This window comes from Aeromonas sp. 600479, from assembly GCF_049175515.1.
In the GTDB taxonomy this organism is placed as follows: Bacteria; Pseudomonadota; Gammaproteobacteria; order Enterobacterales; family Aeromonadaceae; genus Aeromonas; species Aeromonas veronii_A.
The window spans coordinates 95,598-121,597 of record NZ_JAAKVF010000003.1 but is presented as its reverse complement, the minus strand read 5'-3'; the positions used below and the strand labels follow the sequence as shown (position 1 = coordinate 121,597).

Sequence of the window (26,000 nt, the reverse complement as noted above, 5' to 3'; positions counted from 1 at the left end):
AATGAGCTATCAACACCCCTGGTGTAGCCGTCTGCTCACCAGCTTGCCGGATGCACAGATCAAAGGGGCTGTGCTGGCCGATGAACCGCGCTGGGACTATGTGGAGACCGAGCTGGTCAAGTTGGGCTCCCTTGCCCACAGCCAGGTCGATCTCAATGCGGTGGCCGAAGCCTGTCTGGGGTTGCTGGAGAGTCGCACCAAGGATATGCGGGTGTTGGCCCAGCTGTTGCGCTGCCTGCAACATCCGGCCAAAGCGACCCCGATGGGAGCGGCATTGAGTTTGCTGGAAGCCTGGATCAAGGCTTACTGGCTGTTGGCCTGGCCCGGGAATGCGGCTCAGAAGCAGCGATTGATGGTGCAGATCATCAAGCGCTTCGAGGGGGCCCTGCCGAGGGTGAGCGAGAGCGCTTCGGCGGCCGAGCTGGCTCAGTTGCTGGCGCAGGCTGAACAGCTGGAGGCCGTCTGGCTGGCCCAGTGCCCCGACAAGAGCGAGCTGCTGGATCCCCTGATGATGGGGTTGAAGCGGGCGCAGCGACAACAGGTTGTCCAGGCTCAGGCTGATGCCGGAACTCAACCTGCAAGCAGCGCTGTTGCAGCCACCGCCAGCGCGAGCAGCATGGCGAGCGCTATGGTGCTCAGTGGCAGCAGCAAGGGCTCCGGCATCGAGATTGACAGCTCCAACGATCGGGCATGGCGACAGACCCAGCTCAAGGTGGCGGAGCTGCTGATTGAGCGCCAGCCGGAGGCTGCGATCGGTTATCGGCTGCGTCGTCACGCCATCTGGGCCGGCATCACCACCCCGCCGATGACGGCGCAGGGGAACAAAACCCAGCTGGCCTCCATGTCGGTGGACATGGTGGATGAGTATCGCGCCGCCATGGGCACGCCAGATCTGGCGCTCTGGCAGCGCATCGAGCAGAGCCTGACGCTGGCCCCTTACTGGTTCGAGGGGCACAGGCTCTCGGCCGAGGTGGCCCAGAAGCTGGGATATGGCGCGGTGGCGCAGGCCATCATGGCGGAGCTGGATGCGTTTTTGCTGCGTCTTCCCGCGCTGCGGGATCTCACCTTCAGCGATGGTTCTCCGTTTCTCTCCTCCGAGTGCAGTCGCTGGTTGCAGCATGCCAAGAGTGGTGGAGGCGGCAGCGGACAGGTCGAGTTGGCCGAGGAGGTTGCCTTGCGTCATGGGGAGCAGGGGATTGCCGCCGCGCTCGCCCTGCTTGATGAGCGGATGGCACAGATGAAAGAGCCAAGAGCCCGCTTCCATGCCTTGCTGGTGCAGGCGGAGTTGTTGGAGCAGGAAGGCATGGAGGCGCTTGCGCGCCAGCAATATCAACACTTGTGGCAAGAGGCGAATCGCCTCGGGTTGTCGCAGTGGGAGCCGGGGCTGGTCAGCCGCCTGGCCCCCTATGGCGCTCATTTGCCGAACTAAGTGCCGAAATGAGTCATTGAGTCGGAGTTGGATCACATTTTATGTTCAAAACCATTTTTACCTTGTCGAGGCAACAGCTGCCGAAACTGAAACCCTCCTGGCCCCTGCTCGGTGCTGTGCTGTGGGTTGTCGCCCTGATCCTGGTGTGGTGGCTGGGGCCTCGCATCGAGATCCGTGATGCCAGGCCATTCGAGGCCTTGTGGGGGCGGGTGGTATTCACCCTGCTCTGGCTCTGGTTGCTGCTGGGGGTACTCTCCTGGCGGGTATGGCGCAAGATGAAACAGCTCAAGGCCGAGCGCCGGCATGAGGTGCTGCTGGAGCAGGATCCGGTCAAAGGGCTCATCGACAAACAGGCGCTGTTCCTCGATCGCTGGTTGCAAGCTCTGAATGAACACCTTGGCAAGGGGGCGCTCTACGCCATGCCATGGTATCTGGTGTTGGGGCTGCCCGGCAGCGGCAAGAGCAGCCTGATCCACCGTGCCAACCCGGCCAACAAACTCAATCCCAGGCTCGATACCGAACTGCGGGACGTGGCGCAAGGCCAGCTGGTCGATTGCTGGCTGGGGGAGCAAGCGGTGATGCTGGATCCGGCCGGTGTGCTGTTGTCCCAGACCGAGCAGGAGCCGGAGTCTCGCAAACATGAGCGGCTCTGGCTGCATCTGCTGAACTGGCTCAACGAGCATCGTCGTCGCCAGCCCCTCAATGGTCTGGTATTGACTGTTGATTTGGCGTGGTTGTCTGCGGCCAGCGTGGCCGAGCGCAAGGCCTATGCCCAGCTGATGCGTGCCCGGTTGCAAGAGGTGTCGGCCACCATGAATACCCGGCTGCCGCTCTATGTCACCTTCACCAAGCTCGATCTGCTGCGCGGCTTTGATGTGGTCTATGAACAGCTGGATAAAGAGGCCCGTGACGCCGTGCTGGGGGTGACCTTCAACCCCGGCAGCAGTCAGGGCAAATCCTGGCAGCAGGATCTGGCGCTGTTCTGGGATCAGTGGGTCGACAACCTCAACCGCAATCTGCCCGAGATGATGCTGGCCCGGCTCGATGCCGCCCAGCGCAACGCCCTCTTCTCGTTTGTCCGTCAATTGGCGGGTCTCAAGGATTATGTGACCAGCCTGCTCGATGAAACCCTGACCATTGAAGAGAGCAAGCCACTGCTGGTGCGCGGCGTCTATATCAGCTCCGTTTATCAGCAAGGTGTCCCGTTCGATGCCTTTGCCCAGGCCGCTTCCCGGCGTTACAGCTTGCCCGAGCCGATCCACTCCGCCCTGCGCGGGGAGTCCAACACCTATTTCGTGCGCAAGCTCTTCTCCTCGATCATCTTCCCGGAGGCCCATCTGGCCGGAGAAAACCGGCTGCATACCCTCTATCGCCGCCGCCGGATGACCATTGGCCTCGGCTGTTTGTCGCTCTTCTCTGCCGCCCTGATCGGTGGCTGGCACTACTTTTACCGGGTCAACGAGGAGGCGGGTCGCAATGTACTGACCAAGGCGCAGGCCTTTATGGAGACGAATGAGGTGGCCGATGCCCACGCCTTCGGGGTGAGCCAGTTGCCGCGTCTCAACCTTATTCGCGAGGCGACCCTCTCTTTTGGCAACTACCGGGAACGCATGCCGCTGGTGGCGGATCTCGGCCTCTATCAGGGGGACGAAATTGGCCCCTATGTGGAGGGATCCTATCTGCAACTGCTGAGTCTGAGCTTTCTGCCGGCCCAGATGCAGGGGCTGCTGGACGATCTCGACCAGGCGCCGGCTGGTAGCGAGGAGAAGCTCGCCATTCTGCGGGTGATGCGGATGCTGGATGATGCCTCTGGTCGCAACAAGGAGCTGGTGGAGCAGTACATGGCCAACCGCTGGCAAAAAGCGTTCCCGGGGCAGGGGGCAGTGCAGGAGCAGCTGATGGGGCATCTTGACTATGCCCTCGATCATACCGACTGGCATGGCGCTCGCGCCGCTCGTGATCAGGCCGCCATCACGGCATTTTTGCCGTTCAAGGAGCCGGTGTATGGCGCCCAGCGGGAGCTCGGTAAGCTGCCCATGTATCAGCGGGTCTATCAGAATCTGGTGGTGAAGGCGGGCGATGTGCTGCCGCCTGCTCTCAACGTGCGTGACGAGGTGGGCCCCGCCTTTGATACCGTCTTTGCCCTGCGCAACGAGAGTGCCGGTCAGGTGCCGCGTCTGCTGACCTGGCCCGGTTTCAGCGATTTCTTCCTCAAGCAGGACAAGGCGCTGCTAGACCTGACCGCCATGGATGCCTGGGTACTGGGCCAGCGCAAGCTGAGCCAGTTGAGCGAGGCCGATCGCAAGGATATCACCCGTCAGGTCAACGATCGTTACGTCACCGATTACGTCAACCAATGGCAGACGTTGCTGACTAACCTTGACATCCAGCCTCTCTCCAGCCCCGAGCAGGCGCTGGATGTGCTCTCCACCATTACCGGTAATGACCAGCCGTTCCTGCGGGTGCTGGCCGCACTGGATGATAACACCCGTATTCGCAAACTGTCCGATGTGGAAGGGGATCCGGCACAGGCACTCACGGCGCGTATCGGTCGACCCTTTATGGCCACCAACGGTGTCTTGACCAGCCGTGGCGAGCAGGGGCCGCTGATTTCGGAAGTGAACCAGAAGCTGATTGAGCTGCAGCATTATATGGAGCTCATCGTCAATGCCACCGAGCCGGGACAGTCAGCCCTCAAGGTGGTGCAGTTGCGTCTGGCCAACAAGTATGCCGACCCGGTCTTTGCTCTGCAGCAGTATGCCCGTGGCCTGCCAGACCCACTCAATCGCTGGGTGGGGCAGCTGGCGGATCAAAGCTCGCAACTGGTGGTCGATCTGGCGATGTCATCCCTCAATCAGGAGTGGCAGGAGAAGGTGTTGGCACCGTTCAACAGCCAACTGGCAGATCGTTATCCGTTTAACCCGGGCTCAGCCAAGGATGTGCCGCTCTCAGAGATGGAACGTTTCTTTGCCCCCGGCGGCACGCTGGACAGCTTCTATCAGGTCAACCTCAAGCCGATGGTTGAAGGCGGGCTGATGGAGGGTGAACTGAGCTCACCCATTCAGGCCGAGCTGGTCAAGCAGCTGGATCGCGCGGCGCGCATCCGCCAGACCTTCTTCAGTCAGCAGGGCAATCTGGAGGTGCAATTTGCCCTCGAGCCCATCGAGCTCACCGCCAACAAGCGGCGTAGCGTGCTCAATCTGGATGGCCAGTTGCTGGAGTATGCCCACGGTCGTCGCAACAAGATCCCGCTGGTGTGGCCAAACACCATGCGCGACGGGGCCGAGAGCAAGATCACCCTGGTACCGGCTGCTCGTGAACGGTCGCCGCGCAGCGAAGGCTTTGTCGGACCCTGGGCCATGTTCCGCCTGATGGACAAGGGGGAGCTGACCCGGGTCAACGACGCCACCTTTGATGTCCGTTTTCCAGTGGATCACGGCGCCATGACCTATCGGGTCTATACCGACAGTGCCCAGAACCCCTTTACCGGCGGCCTGTTCAGCCAGTTCAGATTGCCTGAATCCCTCTATTGATCATGCAGGGGGGCATACGAGCCCCTCTCATCTTGGAAGCCGATATGTCACAGAATCAACAAGGCCAGCAGGCATTGAAGGTGGGGCGAGACCCCAGAATGTTGCCGGAATACGAGGCGCTGCGCGCCGAGATCAACAAGCTCAGTCACGCCTCCCGCCCCGAGGTGGATTGGGTCCGGATCCATCAGCTCGCCAGTCAAATCTTTGAAAAGCACGGGGTGGATCTGCAGACCGCCATCTACTTCACCCTGGCACGATCCCGGCTGCAGGGATTGAGTGGCTTTACCGAAGGGTGCGAGTTTCTCGCCAATCTGATCGTCACCCAGTGGGAGAGTGTCTGGCCGCCGTTACACCAGGAGCGGGCCCGTATCGAGATGCTCGACTGGTTTATCGCCCGCATCAGCGACGTGATCCGCCAGTACCAGATCAGCCACGAGGACAAGCGGCTGATCTACCGCTGCGAGCGTGCACTGCAACTCATCAGCGAGAAGTTGCACAACGTCGGCCTCAGTCGCATTCCCCGGGTCGAGAATCTGGTGCACTTCATCGAGGGGTACACCCATCTGTTTGACGAGACAGAGATCGTCATCGTCTCCGATGAGCCGGGACTCAAGGAGGAGCTGCAGATCCCGCCGATGGTCTTTTTCAAGCCGGATATTGAGCAGAGCCACGGCAGCGTGGCTTCGGCATCGACCCCGCACCTGCCTCAGGGCAGCATTCTGGTGGGGCGCGAGAAGGGACAGGTCAAGCCGACTGTGCTCAAGATCGAGCCGCATCGAAAACAGCGGCCCGCCTGGTTCTGGTTTGGTTGTGGCCTGCTCAGCTGCGCTTTGCCCATGATGGGGTGGTTTGGGTGGCAACATCAGCAGCAGGAGAAGGCTATCGCGGCGCAACGGCTGCAACAACCCGCCGCAGCGCTGCCACAGGCCCTCAGTTATGACGATATTCGCCAGGCACGTATCGTACTGGGGGAGCAGACCCTGCAGGGGATGGAGAACGAGTTGGTGTCACGTTATCAGGCCCAGTTGGACCGACTGGAGCGGGCCTCTCCCCTCTACTGGTACCGTTATGGCGATGGGCTGCGCAATTCGCTGCAGATGCTCTATCCCGACTCGCTGGCGGTCAAGGCCCTCGACAAACAGTGGCAGACCGCGCTGGCTGGCCAGCAGGGTGACCTCAACCGGGTGCCAACCTATCTCGAGGCCCGCGCCGGGGTCGATGCCCTGATCGCTCAACTGCTGGAGCTGGAGCGTCAGCGCAAGACAGTCACGATTTCCTACCTCAAATCCCAGCTCTACGAGGTGCAAAAGAACCTGATGCAGGGCATCCCGTTCAGTGTGCGACTGAGCGAACTGGAGGCTCGAAAAGCGTCGCAGGAGCCTATTACAGCCGCCGAGCTGAAAGGAATAGAGAGTGACTTGCAAGCCCTCAATATTCGGCTTTACCAACTACAGCATGGGTTACCTGATAGTTGATTACTCTGTGTTACGCAATATTTTGCGCACGATATGGAGTGTTTAACTATAGGTGCAACATTTGGCAGGGAAATTGCTAAGTTTGCGCAATTCCTTGCTAACAGCCCACCCTGTTGTTTATCGAAAAATGGTAACTGGCTGATTTTATTTGGTTAATTTTACCGATGCTGAATGGCATAGCCTGTGCTGTGGCCTGTTCTGTTTATTCGTTGTTTATCAAAAGTCCCTGTGCCCGGAGCGTTTCACCGGCTGTCACAGGGGCAGAGGGAGGATGCCGTTGCGTCTCCCCGCTCATATGGAGAATGACTATGTGTCCCGCTATCGCACTGCTCGGTGACATTGGCACCGACCACGATGGCTTTCCACCGACCCCGGTGATAGCTGCCAGTCCTGACGTGTTCCTCGATGGCAAGCCTGTGGCCCGTCAGGGTGATCCACTGGCACCCCACGACAAGCCCAACAATCCACCTCACCCGCGCAGCATCGCCGGAGGCGTAGGGTCTGTGCTGGTCAATGGCAAACCTATCGCTATAACCGGCACCGCGGTGGATTGTGGTGGCGTAGTGATTGGTTCCGGTAGCGGACAGGCCGGTTAGAGAGTGCTGTCACTGTTTTGATCGGTTATGAGGTAAGGCCGTCAATGATGGCTTTATCTCATCATCGAACCACCAAGTAGCGCGCCGCGGGCGTGCGGTAGCTATGGAGAAGGCACAAGATGGCCAATAGCACAGGATTACAATTTACCGCCAAGGTGGGGGCGCTGCCCGAGAGCACCTTCGTGGTGGCCAGTTTCCAGCTGGATGAGGGGCTGAACCGGCCGTTCAATCTGCAGCTGGAGGTGGCCAGCAGCCAGCCTGATGTCGACTTTGGCGCCGTGCTGGACCAGCCGAGCGAGCTGATGGTGTGGTACAACGGCGAGTTGCAGCGTCGGGTGTGCGGGGTGGTCAGTGACTTCGCGCAGGGTGACAGCGGCTTTCGCCGTACCCGTTACAGCCTGCAAGTCAAACCGGCCCTGTGGCGACTGGGGCTGCGCCAGAACTCCCGCATTTTTCAGGCGCAGAAGCCTGACGAAATCCTCAGTATCCTGCTGCAAGAGCACGGCATCACCGATTACGCCTTTGCCCTGAAAAACGAGCATGCCCAGCGGGAATACTGCGTCCAGTACCGCGAAACAGACCTCGATTTCGTGAACCGCCTCGCTGCTGAAGAGGGCTTGTTCTACTTCCACGAATTTGAAGCGGGCAAACACCGTATCGTCTTTGCCGATGACGCGGCAGCCCTGACTGCTGGCCCCGAGCTCTTTTTCAACCTTGGCAACCGCTCGCTGGAACAAGGGCCTTACGTGCGCCAGTTCCACTACCGCGAGGCGGTGCGCCCCTCGGATGTGGAGCTGAAAGATTACAGCTTCAAGACGCCGGCTTATGGCCTCTCCCACAAAAAGCAGGGTAGCGATCTCGAGCATCAGCGCGATACCTATCAGCATTTTGACTACCCGGGTCGCTACAAGCAGGACGGCAGCGGCAAGGCCTTTGCCCAGCACCGGCTCGATGCCCTGCGCAACGATGCGGTGGCGGGCAGTGGCAAATCCAACAGCGCCGCATTGCTGCCGGGTCAGCACTTCTCGCTGACCGAACACCCCAACGGCAGCCTCAACACCGACTGGCAAATCGTCCATATTCGCCACACCGGTGAGCAACCGCAGGCGCTGGAGGAAGAGGGCGGCAGTGGCCCGACCGTCTACCACAACGAATTTGGCGTAGTGAAGGCGAGCACCACCTGGCGCGCCCGTATCGGCAGTCCCGAGGCACCCCACAAGCCGATGGTGGACGGCCCGCAAATCGCTATCGTGGTTGGCCCCGAGGGCGAAGAGATTTACTGCGACGAGCATGGCCGGGTCAAGCTGCAATTCCCGTGGGACAGATATGGCAGCTCCAACGGCCAGAGCTCCTGCTGGGTGCGAGTGAGTCAGGGCTGGGCCGGTGGCCAATATGGCATGATGGCCATCCCGCGCATCGGCCACGAGGTGATTGTCTCGTTTTTGGAAGGGGACCCCGACCAGCCCATCGTGACGGGTCGCACCTTCCATGCCACCAACCGGCCACCTTACGACTTACCGGCCAACAAGACCCGCACCGTGCTGCGTACCGAAACCCACAAGGGCAAGGGCTTCAACGAGCTGCGTTTTGAAGACCAGGCTGGGCAGGAAGAGATTTATATCCACGGTCAGAAAGACCTGAACGTCCTTATCGAAAATGATGCGGCCTGGCACATCAAGCACGACGAGCACCGCGATATCGACAACGAGCGGGTGACCCGTATCAAGGCCAACGACCACCTGACGGTGGAGGGTGAGAAGCGTGACCAGATCAAGGCGGACTATTCGCTGACGGTGGATGCCTCCATGCATCAGAAGCTGGGTCAATCCCTGCTGGTTGATGCAGGTCAGGAGGTGCATCACAAGGCTGGTATGAAGATCGTGATGGAGGCCGGCGCCGAGTTGACCCTCAAGGTGGGCGGCAGCTTTGTGAAGCTCGATGCCGGTGGCGTCACGCTAAGCGGTGGATCCATCAAGATGAACTCCGGCGGTAGCCCGGGCTCTGGCTCCGGTTGGGCTGGGCAGATGCCGATCCAGCCCGGTGCGGTTGAGGTTGTTGCTCCCCCTGTGCCTATGGATCCGGTGCGCCAGATTGCAACGCTCAAATCGGCAGAGCCGGTCTGCGAGATTTGTGAACAACTGGCCAAGGGGGAGAGCCAGTAATGGTTTTGCCAGAGCTTGATTTGGCCAAAGGGGTGCATCTCTATCTGTTGCTAGATGGCGGGCAGATCCCCGAGCTTGAACGGCAGTTGTTTGAGTTAACCGATAGCCCTGTTTACCAGCCAATTTATCTCTACGCCCCATGGGATAGTCTGCGGGAGGTCTCGCCCTGTCTGGTTGAGGCCAGCGAGCTCTTGCTCGGCTGGTTCAAGAGCCTGCCCGCCAATGCCGGATGGCTGCTTGCCTCGCCTTTGACGTTATTGCCGCTGGCTGACCAGTTGCGCCAGCTTATCGAGGTCGAAAGTCCCTATGGCAGCCGCATTTTGCTCAAACTGGCAGCGCCAGAAACCATGGCATGTCTATTGGTGGATGCGGATCCTTGGTATTGGCGAGGGATCACACAGGTCTGGCTGCCAACCCGTACAGGTTGGCTCCATTGGCAGGTCAAAGAGGCACTTGCCGAGCCGATTGGCGATACATGCAGACTGACCGATGCACAGTGGGCACGTTTGAGTGACGTGAGCTGGCAAAACCAGCTGGATGCAACTTATCACCACATGGCGCACTGGTTTCCTGCCCGATTGGAGCAGCAGCCCGATCCGCAGAACTGGATTGCCCGCTGGGCCGAGCAGGCCTATCAACTTGGATTTCAGACCGAACGCGACCTGCTGCTGTTTTTCAATGTGCTCGGATTTATCGGCGAGGAATGGTGGCAGGGGGATGGCTATCCGACGCTGACCAAACTGCTGACAGCGCCTTCGGCACAGACCCCGTCACAACGTGTTGAACAAGCTGCCAGCTGGGCAGAGCAGCACGTCATTGCACAGGAAAGAACCTCATGAGCACCCCGAATCAAGCAGCTGGCGCTGCCGGCAACAAGGATTGCAAAAGCCCGGTTGGCACTTGCCCTTTTAAAAACAAAGAAATTGCTCTGGTGCCGGTGCGTTATGCCCTGGATGAGCTCTTTGACGCGCCAGCTAAACAACCTCATCCCTTGCCATCGAAAGGGTTTAAAGGTGCTCTGGCTCTAAAGGCAACTCCCTACACTTTGCGCCAACTGCGCGATGGCTGGCTCTATGTCTTTGATGAAAAAACAAAAATGCTCGATGAGTATGAGGTCAAAGGCAGCCAATTTATTCACGAGAGCAAGGGAAGCAAGGGGCATCTGCTTTATCCGGCCAACCACAAGGTGGCGATGGCCTTCTCCCATCAGCGCTGGACCGAGCGGCTGAAAAAGGCGTATCGCAAAGAGAGCGGCCTGCGCAGCAAAGGGATGCGCTCTTTCAATCTGCTCTCGCTGGCCAGCAAGATGGGGGGCGAGCATGCGGGATTGCTCGATCTGCTCTCTACTCACGTAGCCGACATGGGCTTGCCTAACAAGGGATTCGTTAACAGCTGTGCCCCCCTCAAGGCTCCCGCGGGTGTTGAACCCGGCAAGCTGTGGCACGACAAACCCGCAGGCTCACCGGAGGCTAGCAAGGCTGGCATACCAGATTTGAAGAGTGCTCTGGTAGTGGCACTCGATGACCACATCTCGGATATGCACGATGTGACCGAGCGCCTGAGCGACATCATCCTTCGCTATGAACATCCCTTTAATGACGACAACACCCGCCACCGCTGGACCATGGCCGGTATCACCGAGATGCTGGCTCTGCCACAGCTTGATGAGAGCAGTTTGCCGGTCTCAGCCAGGGGCGACCGTCTGGCGACCTTCAAGCTCAAGAAGCAGTTGCAGTCATATCTGGTTGCCAAACATGACTACAAAGAGCGTCAAGGGAGTGGTAATCACTACATTGACCTCGGTGCCGAGCAGCGCCTGATGGCGCAGCATGCTGAACTCAAGCTGCTGGGCCTCAACCCCGACAAGTGGGCCAGCTGGCCCGGGGTGCGTTTTGATGATGAGGTGAACTGGTCTGGGTTGGAAGGGATTATCCAGCAATACGCGCAAGGGGTGGATGCTCTGCGTCCGCGCTGGTTGGCGACCTATGACGATGCCCTGCAGCTATTGCAGGCGTTACCGACCTCCCCTTTGCTGTTGGGGTTTGATAGCCAGACGGAGGATGCCCAGACCTTCTTGCTGGCCAGCAGTAGTCAATGGCTCTTTAGCCTGTTTTTTGTCCCCGATACCCAACGGGGGGCCGCATTGACCAAGGCATTGAAAAAGGGGGCGCTGCCCGCGCTGGCACACTACGGCTTTGATATCGAAGTTAAAAAAGAGCTCGAGAACAATCCCGGTTGGATTGGGGTGGGCAATATTACCGGTGTCGCCAATGCGCTGGCGGCGATGGAAGCGATAGCCAGTAACCATCTTCTGAGCGATAGCAAGCTGTTTGGCGGGTTCCATGAGGCGGCCAAGGCGACCATGAGCGCACTCAAAGCGGCCATCGCCGGGGCGGCCATCAAGCCATGGCAACAGCTCAGCGAGTTGCTGCATCCCCATCTGCTCAGCGGTGAAAAACTTGGCCGCACTCTGAGTCTGGTGGTACTCGAATCCATTCACACCGGCCAGCAGGTGCGCATCAACTCCGCGTTTGTGGCCGAGAGCAAAGCCTTTGTGGCTCAGGTGCAGGGCAACCTGCTCGGCAAGTTGGCAACGCCCGGCAAGATAACAGAGGGCCACCTTGGCCGGATGAAGGCAGCAGGCGCCGAGTGGTCGCAGCTGAAATGGCCCCGCCTGCTATTGCTGGAAGGTGGTTTGCAGCAGGATTTTGAGCGCAAGATGGCAAGCTACCTCAATTTGCAGCGGCAAGGGGCGAAAGGGGCGCAAGCGGCTGTCAAGGTGTGGCAAGAGTGGGGCAACTTTGGCGGGTTGGCGGCCCTGCTCAATATCGCCAACCTGACGGTGGCGCTGCAAGGGTATGACGAGAGCGCGCGCAAACTGCAGGGCAACCCTGCCGCCCAGCTGGAGCTGAACCGCAATCTGGCCTATACCGCCGCCTGGACTGGCAGCGCCATGGTGGCCATCAAGCAGGGGCAGGTGGTGGTGCCTTCACACTTACTTAATCAACCCTTGGCGGATGCAAGAGCAACAAACCCCGCTCTGGTGCGTCGCTTTACCCTTACCACCGGCTGGATGACCGGGCTGGGGCTGCTGGCGGCGGGGCTGGAAGCGTGGGAGACCGGCATCAAGCTACTGGATGATACCAACTCCGATATTGAAAAGGTTGGTTACGGGTTAAAGCTGGGTGGCTTGGGGGCGCAGGGGTTTGCTATGGGACGCTCTCTTATGCTGTTGGGTCGAGGTGCATCACTAGGTGCAATCTGGGCCCCTTGGATGGTTGCCGCTATCGGTATCGGCAGCCTGCTCTATCTGGCCGCCACCGTGATATTGGCCCGCTACAGTCGCCTGCCTATTGAGCGCTGGCTGTTGCAATCCACCTGGGGTACCAAACCGGCCGGGTGGCCAGCGGCTGAAGAGCTGCTTCAGTATGAACGGGTTGCCTGTCAGCCGACGGTGGAGCTCAAGGAGGGGATGTTAACCGTTGCGCTGCCGCCGCACCTGCGCACTATCACCTTACAGTTGTCGATAAAGCAGCTTGGCTATCAACTTGCCAAGCAGAGCTATCCTGCCTCCGTGCTAACTCCGGTGCTGGGCCCTGCGCAAGAGGCCGCCATCAAGGTGACCAGCCAAGAGGCAGGACAGGTGACACTGGCGGTCGCCGCCAATCAGGGAGATGAACTGCGGTTGCAGATAGGTTACCCGGCAGCGGAGAGTTTAAGTGGCCAGCCCTTGCGCTTTATGGCCCGTGGCACCCTGGCCAAAGGGGTGGTTTTGACCGCTGAAATCGATGATAAACTGCCCGCCCAGGGCACCTTGATAGAGTTGAAATAAGATGAGTGACACCACAGAGCACAAGCAGAACGCAGAGAGTGCAGAAGCTGATGGCGCCAACCACTACTACAGCGAGCAATACCTTGAATTGCAAAAGGAGCCTGTTTTATATGAGTGGCATATTGACCATGCCCCGCGAGCAGCATGGTCATCGTCACTGTTAATGGGTGGTGTGTGTTGGCTAATTGCATTAATGGTTTTTATTAATAGCGATAGTCAGAACCCCTGGCCGTTAATTTGGGTGCTTTTAATACTGGGTGTGTGGGGTGTTATTTTTTCGCGGTACTTAACTGACCCCAACCAGCTCTATCACTACCGAATGACTGCCAAGGGGATCTACTACACCCAGCAGGACAAGATCCCGGAAGTGGCTTACACCATTGCACGCGGGATTGGTGGCTTGTTGATTGTGGGTAGCATCATTGCTGTCGGCTTGGTGGGGCCGCTGGCATTGGCCGGTGCAGGTGCGGGTGCATTTCTGGCCTTTAAAATTACCAATATGAAACCAAGAGTGTTTCATAGTGGCTGTCAGTTCAAAGGTTTTGGTGGTCTTTCCATATTTAGAGATGTTTATGGGATCAAAATTATAGAGATGCCAAGAGAGACGGGGCAGTACGGCATTGTGTTAACACACAAGGAAGATTATGAACGCGTGCTAAATGATTTAGCTCGTTCACTCCCTGACTATCAAATTACCGAAGCCAAGTCGCGCAAAGAGTTCGGTTATTAAGCCATGGGGCAGAGAGGCTGCAATTCAGCTTATCTGCCCTTTGATTGACCAATAATGGTGCCACCTGCAGGCGCAGCGCTTTGTGGCAAGAGCAACCTTTACCAGTGGAGTGGTCTTGACCGTAGAATCTGATATCACACTGCCAGTGAAAGGCACCATCATAAGGTTGCAATAACATGAGTGAAACAACAGAACAGTCTCAGAACGCAGAGGCTGATGGCGCCAACCACTACTACAGCGAGCAATACCTTGAATTGCAAAAGGAGCCTGTTTTATATGAGTGGCAGATTGACCATACCCCGCGAGCTGCATGGTCATCGTCACTGTTAATGGGGGGCGTGTTTTGGCTTATTGCGTTAGTGACTTTCATCAATGGCAATAGTCATAATGCGTGGTCTTCACTTTGGTTTTTTTTTGGTCTTTGGGGTTATATCTGTTTTTTACTGTCGATATTTAACTGACCCCAATCAACTCTATCACTACCGAATGACAGCCAAGGGGATCTACTACACCCAGCAGGACAAGATCCCGGAAGTGGCTTACACCATTGCACGCGGGATTGGTGGCTTGCTGATTGTGGGTAGCATCATCGCAGTAGGCTTGGTTGGCCCGCTGGCGCTTGCCGGTGCAGGTGCAGGTGCATTTCTGGCTTTTAAAATCACCAATATGAGGCCGGAAATAAAGTATTTAGGTGCACTTTATACCGCAGAAGGAACATTGAAGTCATATAGAAAGGATAATGCGTTCATTATTGAAAGTTCACCTTTTAAATTAATTAATCACATAGTGATTAACTGCAATGATGGTGATTTTGACAATGTTTACAAAATAGCCAGGCAGTTCACCCCGAATCATAATGAAAGAGAAGTCTTTACGTATCGTGAGTTCAGAGGGTGAACAGGTAGAGAGGCTGTGTTGATACGGCCTCTCTACCTGCTCAGAGGCCAAATAAAGAGTTGAAATAAGATGTGCGACGCCACAGAACGGCAGAGCGTAGAGAGTGCAGAGGCTGATGGCGCCAACCACTACTACAGCGAGCAATACCTTGAGTTGCAAAAGGAGCCGGTTTTATATGAGTGGCAGATTGATCATCGGCAGAGGTTGGTGAGAGAGATGGCTGCGGGTTTATGCGGTTTACTTTGGTTTAATGATTTTTATTAACGGTGATAATGAGCATGACTGGCAAATAACCCTCATGTTTCTGGTGTTTGGTGTATTAGGAGCACTTCAAGGACGTTATATTTTTTCACCTAATCAACTCTATCACTACCGAATGACCGCCAAGGGGATCTACTACACCCAGCAGGACAATATCCCGGAAGTGGCTTATACCATTTCTCGCGGCATTGGTGGTTTGTTGATTGTGGGCAGCATCATCGCTGTGGGTCTGGTGGGGCCGCTGGCACTGGCCGGTGCAGGTGTCGGTGCATTTCTGGCCTTTAAAATAACCAATATGAAACCTCAAATAAATCATTATGGTTGTAAGTTTTCCAAAAAAGCTGACATCACCATTTATAGAGGTGTATATGGCATTGATATATTTGGTCGGCCATTTGACTCTGAGGGGCATGCAACCATATTCACTAACGCGCAAAAATACGAAAACGTATTGAATGATATTATTGGTTTCTTACCTGAACATAAATTGATAGAGGTTTCGACGCGCAAAGAGTTCGGTTATTAATTCAGGGCGAAGAGGCTGTAATTCAGCTTCTTTGCCCTTTGATTGACCAATAACGGTGCAATTTGCAATAGCGCCTGTTTTATTCTCATTTTTTCACTCTGCGAAGGATTTCCCATGACATATCGAGTCTTATGCCTGGCAGTGGCAGTCAGTGTGCTTGCAGCCTGTTCTTCCACTGCCCCACGTACTGACGCCGAGCTATCCCAAGCTGCAAAGCAGGGGGATGGCCGCGCCCAATATGAGCTGGCCAGACGGCTGGCAACCCAACCCGATTACCCCAATGCCATGCACTGGATGCAGCAAGCGGCTGAGCAGTCGGGCCCCTTGGCTGCCGATCAGCAGATCCGCGCCAACGCTGCGTGGCAAGTGGGTGACTGGTATCAGGCCGGGCTCGGTGAGCCCAAAAATCCGGCGCTCGCTACCCAGTGGTGGCAACGCTCTGCGCGGCTTGGCAACACCCATGCCAGTTATCGACTGGGCGTGATGTGCCAGGAGCAGCATCAAGGCAAACTGGTGAGTTACTGCCTCGACTGGTTCGAGCAGGCCGCCAAGCGGGATCATGCTGACGCTCAGCTGGTACTGGCCCGCTGGTACAGCACCCAACCGGGGGCCGATACGGATGCCGTCAAGTGGCTTGAACGGTCCGCAGAGCTTGGCAACCGTGATGCCCAGTACCTGCTGGGCGAGCGCTATGCGCAAGGTAAAGGGGTCGCCAAACGGCCGGATCTTGCGCAGCGCTGGAACGACAAGGCAGCAGCCCAGCAGCAACCGGACGCTTTGCTAAAGCAAGCCAGACAGGCCGCCCCTATCCATGGGTTCGCTGCCTATCAACGGGCTGCCAATGCCGGTTCTGCTGAAGCCGAGCTCTGGCTTGGCCAGGCTTATCTAGCCGGGGAGTTGGTATCAGCAGACCCTGCTTTGGGCCGTTACTGGCTGGAGCTGGCCGCTGCACACGGTTCCCATGAGGCCGAATATCAATTGAGTTTGCAGCAGGTAGACCGGGAGCAGCAGATCCACTGGTTAATGCGTGCTGCTGACGGTGGTGTGACCAGGGCATGGTTCGATCTGGCAGCACTGCAGCAGGAGCAAGGTGAACTGGAGCAGGCCAGAGCCAGCTATGCCAAGGCCGCCCGGAAAGGGAATAGGGCTGCACTCTATGCCTACGGTGAAATGCTGCGTTTGGGGCAAGGGGGTAAAGAAGATTACGCGTTGGCACTCAAGCAGTATCGGCAGGCGGCCCAACAGGGTGATCGTATGGCGCAATACCGGATGGGAACCATGCGTGAAGAGGGACTGGGGGCTCCGCGTAACCGGGTACATGCCTATGCCTGGCTGTCATTGGCAGCAACAGAAGGGATGCCGGAGGCGGTGCAGGCTCGCGACGAGCTGGAAGCAGCGATGACCAAGCCGGAGGTCAAACAGGCGCAGAAACTGTCGGAGCACTGGTTTGGCAAGATGCCATCACCGGTGGGGAAAAGCTAAACAGCGTAGCTGCGGGCTCCGGCCTGTTTCTGAATCGAGGTCAGAACGATACGATTGCGGCCCCTCTTCAGCGGGAAGAGGGGCCGCAATAGTGTTCCCAGGCGGGCCGAGTTAGCCGAGGCTGGCCCAGGCCAACCGCAGTTTCAGTCCCGGGCCCGAGCTCCAGCCAGTGGTGGTGCTCACCACTTTACCCTGCTTGATGATGAGGAAGCTGGGGGTGACGCTCACCTGCCAGCGGGCGGCAAGGTCGCCATGCTCATCATTGTGGGTCGGGAAGGTCAGCCCCTTCCTGGCTATCCCCTGCTGCAACCTGGCTGGGTCGCCGGAGCGCAGCGCCACTGTCAGCACGTTTTCGCCGTCTCGCCATAGCTGCTCCACTGTCGGTGTGGTAACACGGCAGACTGCACACCAGCTGGCCCAGTAATAGATCAGCAGTGGTCTGTCCCGGCTCATTGTCTGCAGGTCGGCCAGAGTGCCATCTTGCAGCAGCAGTTTAGGCAGCGGGCTTCCCTCTGGCAGCGCTGGACTGCGCCAGAGGTCCAGCGCTGTCGAGATAATCACCGCCAACAGCAGCAGCCAGAGGGCTTCCTTGCTCCAGCGGCGCAGACGGAGGATCCGGGATGATGTTGCTGTCATGACTGCCCCTTGATGACCAGTGCGTTTTTGACGTTGCCCCCGAGCGCTATATGAGGGAGAGCAGCCGATTGCCGATAATTTCCCCCTTGCGCTGCGGGTATGCCCCGCTCTTCCGGCTGGGTCTGTATGAGCAGGAGATACCTCATCTTGTTTCTCCTTGAACAGGGGCGTGCGCAGCTTGCTCCAGAGTGGCCAGCAGAGTTGCACGATCCAGCAGCGGAGAGAGGATCGCGCCACCTGGTAGCCCGGGGCCATAGATTTGGTTGAAAGGAATGGCCACACTGCCGCGTTGGCGCAAGAAGCCGGCGATGCTGTCGGAGGGACGGCTCCAGTCCCCGCGCAAGGCCACCACATCGGGGGCACTCAGGGCTCGTTGCACATCATCGCGCAGCAGCACGTTGAATTTGTTGGCTTTGCAGGTGATGCACCAGTCGGCGGTCACATCGACGAAGACCCGCTTGTGTTGTGCCAGGGCGTCCTGGATGGCCAGCTCCGAGAGAGGCTGCCAGTTGACGTTATCCTGTGGTGGTTTGCCCTCCATGGTGAAGGCGCTGCCGAGCAGCAGGGCGGCGACCAGCAAGCAGCCCAGCGCCAGCCCCAGGGTTACACCGCGAATACCGTGGCGCCATACGACCGCCAGCAGCAGGGCCACCAATATCAGCACCATCAGGATCACTACCCTGTTATGACCGATATGGTTGCCAAGCAGGCTGAGCAGCCAGAGGCTGGAGCACAGCATCATCAGGCCGAGCAGGATGCGCAGGCGCCCCATCCAGCGTCCCGGTTTTGGCAGCCAAAGCGCGAGACGGGGCAGGGCGGCGATGAGCAGCCATGGCAGGCTCATGCCAATCCCCAGTGCGGTAAAGACAAGCCAGAGTTGACCGGATGGTGCCCCGAGCGCAAAGGCGACTGCGGTGCCAAGGAAAGGGGCGGAGCAGGGTGTTGCCAGCAGAGTGGCAAAGCAGCCCTGCAGAAAGTGACCGGCCATGCCGTTGCCACCTGCGGTTGCCAGGCGGGTGTTGACATTGCTGGATAACCTGATCTCGAACAGCCCCAGCAGGTTGGCACAGAACAGCAAGGTCACCACGACCATGAAGCCGATAAACCAGACGCTCTGGAACTGGATACCCCAGCCGACGGCCCCCTGGGTGGCGCGCAGCAGGGTGCTCATCAGTGCCAGCGTCCAAAAGGAGACCAGGATACCTGCGCTTGCCGCCAGGAACTGCAAGCGAACCGGGCGACGCTCACGGGTCTCCAGTTGCAGTACTGATCCCAGCTTGAGGGCCAGCACCGGCAACACACAGGGCATCAGGTTGAGAATAAGCCCACCAAGCAGTGCAGCCCCCAGGATCCAGCGCAGCGAGTGGCCACCAGCGGGTAGTGGCAGGGGATCACCTATGGTGACCTGGCGCTGCCAGGCTTCATCACCATTGACCAGTACCACGCCCAATTGCTGATGACGGATATCCGGTGCATCCCCTTGCCAGCCATCGCTGACCGGAATGCGGGCAATCAGGGTATTGCCCTGCACCTCCAGGCTGGGCTCGCCAAACTCGACCCCCTCCAGCTGCTGGAGGAAAATCTGCGGAGCCCGCCACCCCTCTTGCTGCTTAGCGCTCAGCTGTAGCCGGTTTTGCTGGTAGCCAGCCTGGAGGTTGACGCTCTTGGGCATGGCTTGTGGCAGCTTGCTCATCGCCTGTGCATAGGTAAGATCGAACCCGTCCGGTGCCGTACCATCCAGAGCAAGGGCAAAAGGGTAGTCGGTCAGGATGCAGACGTTGCTGCAGGTTGAAAGGCGTAATGTGCCGGTCAACTCTTTGCGGTTGCCATGCCCAAGGCTGATGGGAAAGGTGACGGCCTGCTGATACCCCTGGGTCGACATGCCGCTGACCGCGAATCGCTCTGGCACTGGCCAGTGCCATTGTTGAGTGAGTTGGGGGTCATCCCAAAGAATTTCAGGGGCAATCCCCCCTTCACCCGGGTTTTGCCAATAGGTTTTCCAGCCGGACTCGAGTGCCAGACTGAGCAGCACCCGGGGCTGTGCCGGATCCCGGCTATCTGCTTGCAGCCGGATTTGTGCGTGATCGTTGCGGGGGCTGGTGAGCCAGCCGGTATCGCTGGCCAATCCGATGGATTGCCACAGCAGGCTGCCCAGCAAGAGGGCAGTCTTGAAGATGTTTGACATGGTGTTGTCTCTTGAAAATGAAAGTCAGGGTTGTTTAAGCCGCGACTGACTCATTCTCGCCAGACACAAAGGGTGAGATGAAGCCGCCGTTCTGGCGGAGAGATATTTCTGGGTGGGGGGAGGGGGGGCGAGCAACGGGGCAGTGGTGCCAGCAGGCCGATCAGGAATGCGATGGCAAAGAAGATCTGTTCGGCGCATTGCAGGCTGGCGGCACTGAGCCACTTGCCGTTGAGCTGGCAACTGCCGGGTTGCGGCGTTGCGACGCGGCCATCCTCATCGACATCGATGGCGGAGGATGGGGCGGTCAGCATATGGCAGCCAGCGGCTATCTCCAGCTGAGCCAGCCTGGTCAGCGGCTGGAGTGCACAATTGAGCAGCAGAATGCAGACCAGCAGCAGGAGTCTTGTCGCCACGCGTTGTCGCAAAATCATGTTGCTCCTGCCTTCTTGGAATGGGGCACATCCTATCGATCAATCACAGTCCGGGCAAGCCGGTCGGATGGAACCCCGTTTCTTGCAACCGGTGAGTTGCCACGCAGCCCTCGTAACTGGCCGAGAACCGAGCGTGCTGGCCAGATCAGTCTGCCAATGCTCCGGACAAGGGCAATCGCTCAGCTACCAACAGTCAGTGATGTGCCGCGCATGCAGGCAGTCAGTGTAAAGAGAACCCGTCGAGTACTGAATGGACATTGGGATATGGGGATCCATGCCGAGACGAGAGAAAGGCCAGGCTGAAGATGGTTCATTTGGCGCAAAATAATCTCTTTTGGTCGCCAAATATTGAAAGCGTTTTCAGAAATCCTTTTCAATTGTGATCCGCTTCAAAGCTTTTTAATACGTCAACCTCTAGCATTGGCCCCACGAATTAGGGGCTAGCGCTCCGATTTTCCCGCTGTGGGAGGTAACCGGATGATCCGGCTATTTCCTTCGTTACTTTCGACGGTCATCACGGATGGCCGTTTTTTTTTTGAGTTATTTCACGGTAAAGGGTCGAGTGGCTGACGCTTTCCCGTTAAAATTCCGCTTTTGCATCTGCCCGTGAGTCTTGATGTCTGCCTCCACCCTCTCCCCGGATAGTTATCTGCTGCTCAGTGCCTTGCAACTGCAGCGTGTCGCCAGTACCCGTCTGTTACAAGATACGCTGGGGGCGGGCCATGAGCTCGCCAGCCACCTGACCCGGCTCCATGACGCCGGCCTTGTCAGATTGCGCGGGGAGCAGCAGTGGAGCCTGACTGCAGAGGGGACGCTTGCGCTGATCCTGGGGGTGCGGGCTGGGCTTTGTGCTGCCCCTGACTGGAGCCGGGTCTCCTCGGTGACCGGCCAGGATCTGGTTCACGGGCTGGTGCGCGAGCTTTGCAGGGGCAAGGCGGGCGAGATCCCGGCTTTCTTCTCTCCCGGTGATCTGCTCACACTGCTCGATACCGCAGATGCCCATCTGCTGCTGGCGGGTTCCAGCCCCGCCTGGCAGCAACTGTTGCTGGAGCACTTCTCGCTGCAGCTGCTGCTCGATGCCCCTTATGAAGAGCGCTGGCCGCTGGCCAATGCGCTAGTGCGCTGTGCCCCCGAGGTGCAGGCGCAAGGTAAGGCGTTTGAGGCGGAGTGGCGCTGGCTCTGTGGGGATGGCGAAAGCACCGATTCCAGCCTGTTGTGGCCTGCCCTGCAGGCGGTTGCCTCGCAGGGGGAGTGTGGCCCTCTGGGTGAGCGGTTGCTCACAGCTCTGGGCCAGTGGCAGGCCGAGGGTCATGAGGGGCAGTGGCCGCGTGCCTTCAGTGCTTTGCTCTGGCTCGGCTGGTTGCAGCAGGCAGACCCCGTCATTGCCAGCGAGCAGCGCAAGAAGTGGCAGCGCAGCCTTGGCGGACAATTTCCGCTGCTGGCCGATCTGCTCAGCCAGTGGGCCGGTGAGCGGCATGGGCAGGCGGTCGGGCTGTTCGATACCCTGCAACTGCCGGTGGAGGAGCTGCACTGGGGCTATCTCTGGCTCGATCTCTGCGCGCTGGCCCGTCACGGCGCCCAGAGCGCGCAGGTGGCCATGCTGCACAAGTGGGATCTCTCCCACCTGCTTGACGCCGAACCCCATCATCGGCTGATGGCGTTTTGTCAGGATCTGCTGCGCCTGCTGCTGGGAGAGGGGGCCAAAGGGGCGCCACTCTGCCAGCTGCGCAACAGCGAGGCCGAAGACGAAGAGCCAGAAGAGGAAGGCGGCGAGGAGAAGGGGGCTGCCTCCGCCAGCTGGCTCAACTGGCTGCAGGGGCTGGGACGTGCCAGCGGTGTGCGCAAGCCGCAGGAGCGGCTGGTGTGGCTGCTTCACGCCGATGGCCCCGAGCTGGAGTGCAAGATCCAGAAACTCAGCACCAAGGGGGAGTGGACGGCGGGCCGCCGGGTCGATCCCACCCTGCTCTCCACCCAGTATGCGGCGCTGCTCGATGAGCACGACTGGGCTGTGGTGCGCACCCTGCCGCGGGTGATGGGACGCTTGCCCCGGGATGTCTGGGCGCCGCTGGCCGATCACCCCCGCCTGTTCAACGCCAAGGGGCAGAAGCTGCAGCTCGCCATCACGGCGCCGCTGCTGCAGATTATCGCGACCGAAGAGGGGATGAGTGCCTTGCTGATCCCAGATGCAGCCGCCCGCGGGGCCCATATCATGCCGCTGGCGCAGGATCTGTGGCAGCTCATCCTCACCCCGCAGCCGCTGCTCGACCGCTTGCCAGCGCTCGAATCCATCCCGCTGCTGCCCGCCGAGGGGATGAGCGAGTTGCAGCGCACTCTGGACGGGATCGCCGATCTGCCTTGGCACAGCCAGGTTGAGGGATTGCACGGCAATGCCGAACTGGCCCCCTGGCCGGGCATTCCTTCGGTGCAGCTCGATTGGCAGGATGGCCAGCTGGCGGTCAAGCTGGTGACCCGTTTTGACGAGTTGCCTCCCCTGCCTCTGGGCAAGGGGGAGAGCATCATCCGTCAAGGGATCAAGGGTAACCACTATTGGCAGCGGGATCTCGGGGCCGAGAAGGGGCAGGCCCAACTGCTGCGCAATCAGCTTCCCATCGATCTGCCCGGCAGCGAGTGGCGCCTTGAAGGAGAGCAGGCACTGGCATTGGTCAATGCCCTGCCGGAGCTGGTGGATACCGGTGTGGTCATTCACTGGCATCAGGACAGCACCCGCCTCAAGAGCCTCGATGAAGCGGCACTGAGCCTGCGCATCGAGCGGCGGCAGGACTGGTTCCAGGTCGAAGGGGCGCTGGCCCTCGATGAGCATCAGATCCTCGATTTGCGCCTGATCCTGCGTCAGCTGACCCCGGGTCAGCGCACCGTCCAGCTCGACGAAAAGACCAGCCTGATGCTGAGCGACAAGCTGGTGGAGCGGCTTTCCATGCTGGGGGCCATGCTCGACTACGAGCAGCGGATCAACCACAAGCTGGCCTATCCGCTTACCCGTCTGCTCTCGGTCATCACCACCGAGGGGGATACGGCATGGCAATCTCTGCAGCAGGAGTGGCAGCAGGAGGTATCCTGCCCGCCGGAGCTGCTCACCGCGCTGCGGGATTACCAGAAGGAGGGGGTGCGCTGGATGGCGACCCTGGCCCATCACGGTTTTGGCGCCTGTCTGGCCGATGACATGGGTCTTGGCAAGACGTTGCAGGCGCTTATCGTGCTGCGCATGCGCCAGCACCTTGGCCCTGCGCTGGTAGTGGTGCCCAAGTCGGTAGTCACCAACTGGCAGGAGGAGGTGGCCCGTTTCGCCCCCGAGCTGGAGGTGGTGATCTTTGACAATCCCGCCGAGCGCGAGCGCATTATTCGCGATGCCAAAGCGGGGCAGGTGATCATCATCAACTACGGTATGCTCGGCAGTCTGGCGGAGGCGCTCAAGGGGCGTCGCTGGCCCTCCATGGTGCTCGATGAGGCACAACAGATCAAAAACGCCGGTACCCAGCGCGCCAAGTTGTTGTTCCAGCTGGAAGGGGATTTTCGCCTCGCCCTCTCCGGCACGCCCATCGAGAACCATCTGGGGGAGTTGTGGAGCCTCTTTACCTTTATCAACCCGGGGTTGCTCGGCAGCCTTGGCGAGTTCAAGCGCCGCTTTGGCAAGGCGGTCAAGGATCCCCAGCATATGGCGTTGCTGCGGGCGGTGATCAGCCCCTTCATCCTCCGTCGTCTCAAGCAGGAGGTGTTGACCGAGCTGCCAGACAAGACCGAGATCATTCACCACATCAGCCTCTCCCCCGAAGAGCGTCAGCTCTACGAGGCGACCCGGCGTGAAGTGGTGCAGCAGGTGCAAAGTGCCGATGGTCGTGCCCTGATGCACGTGTTGAGCGGGTTAACCCGACTGCGCCGGCTCTGCTGTTCGCCGGAGCTGGTGATGCCCGAGTGGTCGCAGACCAGCAGCAAGCTGGATGAGGCGATGGCGCTGCTGGAGGAGGCGATCGATGGCGGCCATCGGGTGCTGGTGTTCAGCCAGTTTGTCGATCTGCTGAGCCTGCTGCGGGCCCGCATCGAGCAGAAGTCCTGGGACTACTGCTATCTGGATGGCGGCTGTTCGGCCAAGGCGCGGCAGGACTCCATCCTGCGTTTTCGCCACGAGGCGGTGCCGCTGTTTCTCATCAGCCTCAAGGCGGGGGGCACCGGTCTCAACCTCACCCAGGCTGATACCGTGCTGCACCTCGATCCCTGGTGGAACCCGGCGGTGGAAGATCAGGCGAGCGATCGTGCGCACCGGATGGGCCAGACCCAGCCAGTGACCGTCTATCGCCTGGTGTGCGAGCAGACGGTGGAGGAGAAGATTGTCGCCCTGCACGACGAGAAGCGGGCGCTGGCCGATGGTCTGCTGAGCGGCCAGTCCGAGGTGCGCGGGCTGGATGTGGAGAGCTTGCGGGCCCTGCTGATGAGCTGATCCGCTGTAGCACCAGCGACATGGCCATGCCATATGAAAGAGGGGAGCACATCTTGCCGATGTGCTCCCCTCTGTCGTTTCTGCGTGCCGGTTTTAGCTGGCTCGTCGCGTTAGCCCTGATAGAGGTAGAGATGCAGCCGCTCGATGATGGGCTCGCCACCAATCTTGCGATCTCGCCGCGCCTGCCGGCTCTTGGGGGGATAGTTGCCCAGATGGGTGACTGCAGGCGGGGTATCCGAGCAGAGCAGCAGCGGCAGGCTCGCCTTGATCTGCTGCTTGCGCGGGGTGCGCTCCAGCCAGAGCAGGTTGATCATCGGGTGGGTCTTGACCGGGCGGCGGATCCGCAGCTCGGCATCGGCGGGCAGACGGCGAATGTCGTACACCTCCTGATCCACCATCTTGCTCCACTCCTCGTTGTTGGAGAGGGCCGGTATGTAGCGGCGGCTGCGCTCCAGCATCTCCAGCACCTGCTCGCGACTGAGGCGATTGATGGTCTGCTTGTCAGCCCAGGTAAAGCCGAGGGATTGCAGCTCCCCCGCCAACAGGGTCAGCTTGCGGTAGACCTGCAGGGTGATCACCCCGGGCAGGGCGGTATGTACCAGCTCGAACTTCTCATCCCGTCCCCCCGCCTGCTGCACCAGCCCCTTGAAATCAAGCTTGCGCTGGTTTATCTCCTCAACCAGCGGCTGGATCTGCGGGGCGGCGGCGGCAGGAAAGCGCAACCAGCCAGGCAGCCGGTGAGTCGCCTTGGTGGAGCAGCCGGGGCGGGCGCTGTGGTCCCGATAAGCGGCGAGGGTGGCCGCCAGTGCGGCTTCACCGTTGAGATAGCCCACCTCAATTTGCTCGATCGGGTCGTGCTCTTCTCCCTGCGCCACCGGGGGGAGGGGATAGACATGGGCCTCCTGCAGCTCGAGCTGGTCAAGCAGATCGGCCAGCTGGTTGAGAGAGGTTTCAATGGCGGCCATCTGTTGACGCAGGGCGGCGGTAGGGGTAAAGGTATCCATCGATGATCCTGTGGTCTGACCCGCTGTTGACGACATCAGGTATGACATCTGCTGCGGGTAGCAAAACTACTGTATAAATAAACATACCAGCATGCGGTTGGAGTGCCAAGAGGCACTTTGGGGAGGAGGCAATGTGCGCCTCTGAATGGGGATGCAGTAAGGGTTTTATTTATGTTTCAGTATGTTAAATAAAGATCGCCGCAAGATCATTGAATTAACAATCATGTGTAACTCCGCTGTTGCCCGCTGTTCACACCTTGTCCATCCCTGCATATGTAAAGCAGTAAAATGCATATATAGATGGGGGCCATGCAGCACAATATGCTGTGCGACTCTGCTGGCCAACCATGAAGATAATTAGTTGTTTA

General features: G+C 59.1%; 18 protein-coding genes. 14 read left to right on the top strand and 4 right to left on the bottom strand.

Translation table 11 applies throughout. The features are described 5' to 3' along the window. Nucleotide 1: 1 nt before the first annotated feature. The 13 genes from tssA to G5149_RS05055 all read left to right on the top strand — a co-directional run bounded on the left by tssA (nucleotide 2) and on the right by G5149_RS05055 (nucleotide 16,923). The gene (gene tssA, locus G5149_RS05115) at nucleotides 2-1,429 is read left to right on the top strand and encodes a type VI secretion system protein TssA (protein WP_337072828.1); all 1,428 of its coding nucleotides are present in this window, start codon (nucleotides 2-4) and stop codon (nucleotides 1,427-1,429) included. Between the two features lie 41 nt (nucleotides 1,430-1,470). Then, complete coding sequence (gene tssM, locus G5149_RS05110) at nucleotides 1,471-4,962, top strand: type VI secretion system membrane subunit TssM (protein WP_421211886.1); 3,492 nt, start codon at nucleotides 1,471-1,473, stop codon at nucleotides 4,960-4,962. A gap of 44 nt (nucleotides 4,963-5,006) precedes the next feature. Next, nucleotides 5,007-6,437 (top strand): VasL domain-containing protein, encoded by a 1,431-nt coding sequence (locus tag G5149_RS05105; protein WP_216978378.1) that lies wholly within the window; start codon nucleotides 5,007-5,009, stop codon nucleotides 6,435-6,437. 308 nt (nucleotides 6,438-6,745) lie between these two features. Continuing rightward, nucleotides 6,746-7,033 carry a type VI secretion system PAAR protein gene (locus G5149_RS05100; protein ID WP_005347295.1) on the top strand — a complete coding sequence of 96 codons (288 nt, stop codon included), beginning with the start codon at nucleotides 6,746-6,748 and terminating at the stop codon, nucleotides 7,031-7,033. A gap of 119 nt (nucleotides 7,034-7,152) precedes the next feature. Further along, nucleotides 7,153-9,195, top strand: a complete 2,043-nt coding sequence (locus tag G5149_RS05095) for a type VI secretion system tip protein VgrG (protein WP_421211884.1) — start codon at nucleotides 7,153-7,155, stop codon at nucleotides 9,193-9,195. A gap of 20 nt (nucleotides 9,196-9,215) precedes the next feature. Then, nucleotides 9,216-10,034, top strand: a complete 819-nt coding sequence (locus G5149_RS05090) for a DUF4123 domain-containing protein (protein WP_421211882.1) — start codon at nucleotides 9,216-9,218, stop codon at nucleotides 10,032-10,034. Then, nucleotides 10,031-13,027 (top strand): toxin VasX, encoded by a 2,997-nt coding sequence (locus G5149_RS05085; protein ID WP_421211881.1) that lies wholly within the window; start codon nucleotides 10,031-10,033, stop codon nucleotides 13,025-13,027. Before G5149_RS05090 ends, G5149_RS05085 begins: the two co-directional genes overlap by 4 nt. A 1-nt stretch (nucleotide 13,028) precedes the next feature. Then, on the top strand, nucleotides 13,029-13,757 hold the full coding sequence (locus G5149_RS05080; RefSeq protein WP_421211879.1) for a hypothetical protein: 729 nt from the start codon (nucleotides 13,029-13,031) through the stop codon (nucleotides 13,755-13,757). A gap of 176 nt (nucleotides 13,758-13,933) precedes the next feature. Continuing rightward, nucleotides 13,934-14,218 carry a hypothetical protein gene (locus G5149_RS05075; protein WP_421211877.1) on the top strand — a complete coding sequence of 95 codons (285 nt, stop codon included), beginning with the start codon at nucleotides 13,934-13,936 and terminating at the stop codon, nucleotides 14,216-14,218. Between the two features lie 25 nt (nucleotides 14,219-14,243). Further along, nucleotides 14,244-14,654 carry a hypothetical protein gene (locus G5149_RS05070; protein WP_421211875.1) on the top strand — a complete coding sequence of 137 codons (411 nt, stop codon included), beginning with the start codon at nucleotides 14,244-14,246 and terminating at the stop codon, nucleotides 14,652-14,654. Between the two features lie 69 nt (nucleotides 14,655-14,723). Further along, nucleotides 14,724-14,918 carry a hypothetical protein gene (locus tag G5149_RS05065; RefSeq protein WP_421211874.1) on the top strand — a complete coding sequence of 65 codons (195 nt, stop codon included), beginning with the start codon at nucleotides 14,724-14,726 and terminating at the stop codon, nucleotides 14,916-14,918. Continuing rightward, complete coding sequence (locus G5149_RS05060) at nucleotides 14,905-15,441, top strand: hypothetical protein (RefSeq protein ID WP_421211872.1); 537 nt, start codon at nucleotides 14,905-14,907, stop codon at nucleotides 15,439-15,441. Before G5149_RS05065 ends, G5149_RS05060 begins: the two co-directional genes overlap by 14 nt. Nucleotides 15,442-15,555: 114 nt before the next feature. Beyond that, nucleotides 15,556-16,923 (top strand): tetratricopeptide repeat protein, encoded by a 1,368-nt coding sequence (locus tag G5149_RS05055; protein ID WP_421211870.1) that lies wholly within the window; start codon nucleotides 15,556-15,558, stop codon nucleotides 16,921-16,923. Nucleotides 16,924-17,034: 111 nt separating this feature from the next. On the opposite strand, the gene G5149_RS05050 is transcribed toward G5149_RS05055, so the two are convergent. From G5149_RS05050 to G5149_RS05040, 3 genes are all read right to left on the bottom strand, one after another. Continuing rightward, nucleotides 17,035-17,559: a protein disulfide oxidoreductase gene (locus G5149_RS05050; RefSeq protein WP_421211868.1), complete on the bottom strand. Its 525-nt coding sequence runs from the start codon at nucleotides 17,557-17,559 to the stop codon at nucleotides 17,035-17,037. Between the two features lie 142 nt (nucleotides 17,560-17,701). Next, the gene (locus tag G5149_RS05045) at nucleotides 17,702-19,744 is read right to left on the bottom strand and encodes a protein-disulfide reductase DsbD family protein (protein WP_421211866.1); all 2,043 of its coding nucleotides are present in this window, start codon (nucleotides 19,742-19,744) and stop codon (nucleotides 17,702-17,704) included. A gap of 50 nt (nucleotides 19,745-19,794) precedes the next feature. Beyond that, nucleotides 19,795-20,175, bottom strand: coding sequence for a hypothetical protein (locus tag G5149_RS05040; protein WP_421211864.1), 381 nt, complete (start codon nucleotides 20,173-20,175; stop codon nucleotides 19,795-19,797). A gap of 616 nt (nucleotides 20,176-20,791) precedes the next feature. Here G5149_RS05040 and G5149_RS05035 point away from each other — a divergent pair. Beyond that, on the top strand, nucleotides 20,792-24,628 hold the full coding sequence (locus G5149_RS05035) for an SNF2-related protein (protein WP_421211862.1): 3,837 nt from the start codon (nucleotides 20,792-20,794) through the stop codon (nucleotides 24,626-24,628). Nucleotides 24,629-24,738: 110 nt separating this feature from the next. On the opposite strand, the gene G5149_RS05030 is transcribed toward G5149_RS05035, so the two are convergent. Continuing rightward, nucleotides 24,739-25,632 (bottom strand): DNA replication terminus site-binding protein, encoded by an 894-nt coding sequence (locus tag G5149_RS05030; RefSeq protein ID WP_374844871.1) that lies wholly within the window; start codon nucleotides 25,630-25,632, stop codon nucleotides 24,739-24,741. Between the last annotated feature and the right edge of the window lie 368 nt (nucleotides 25,633-26,000).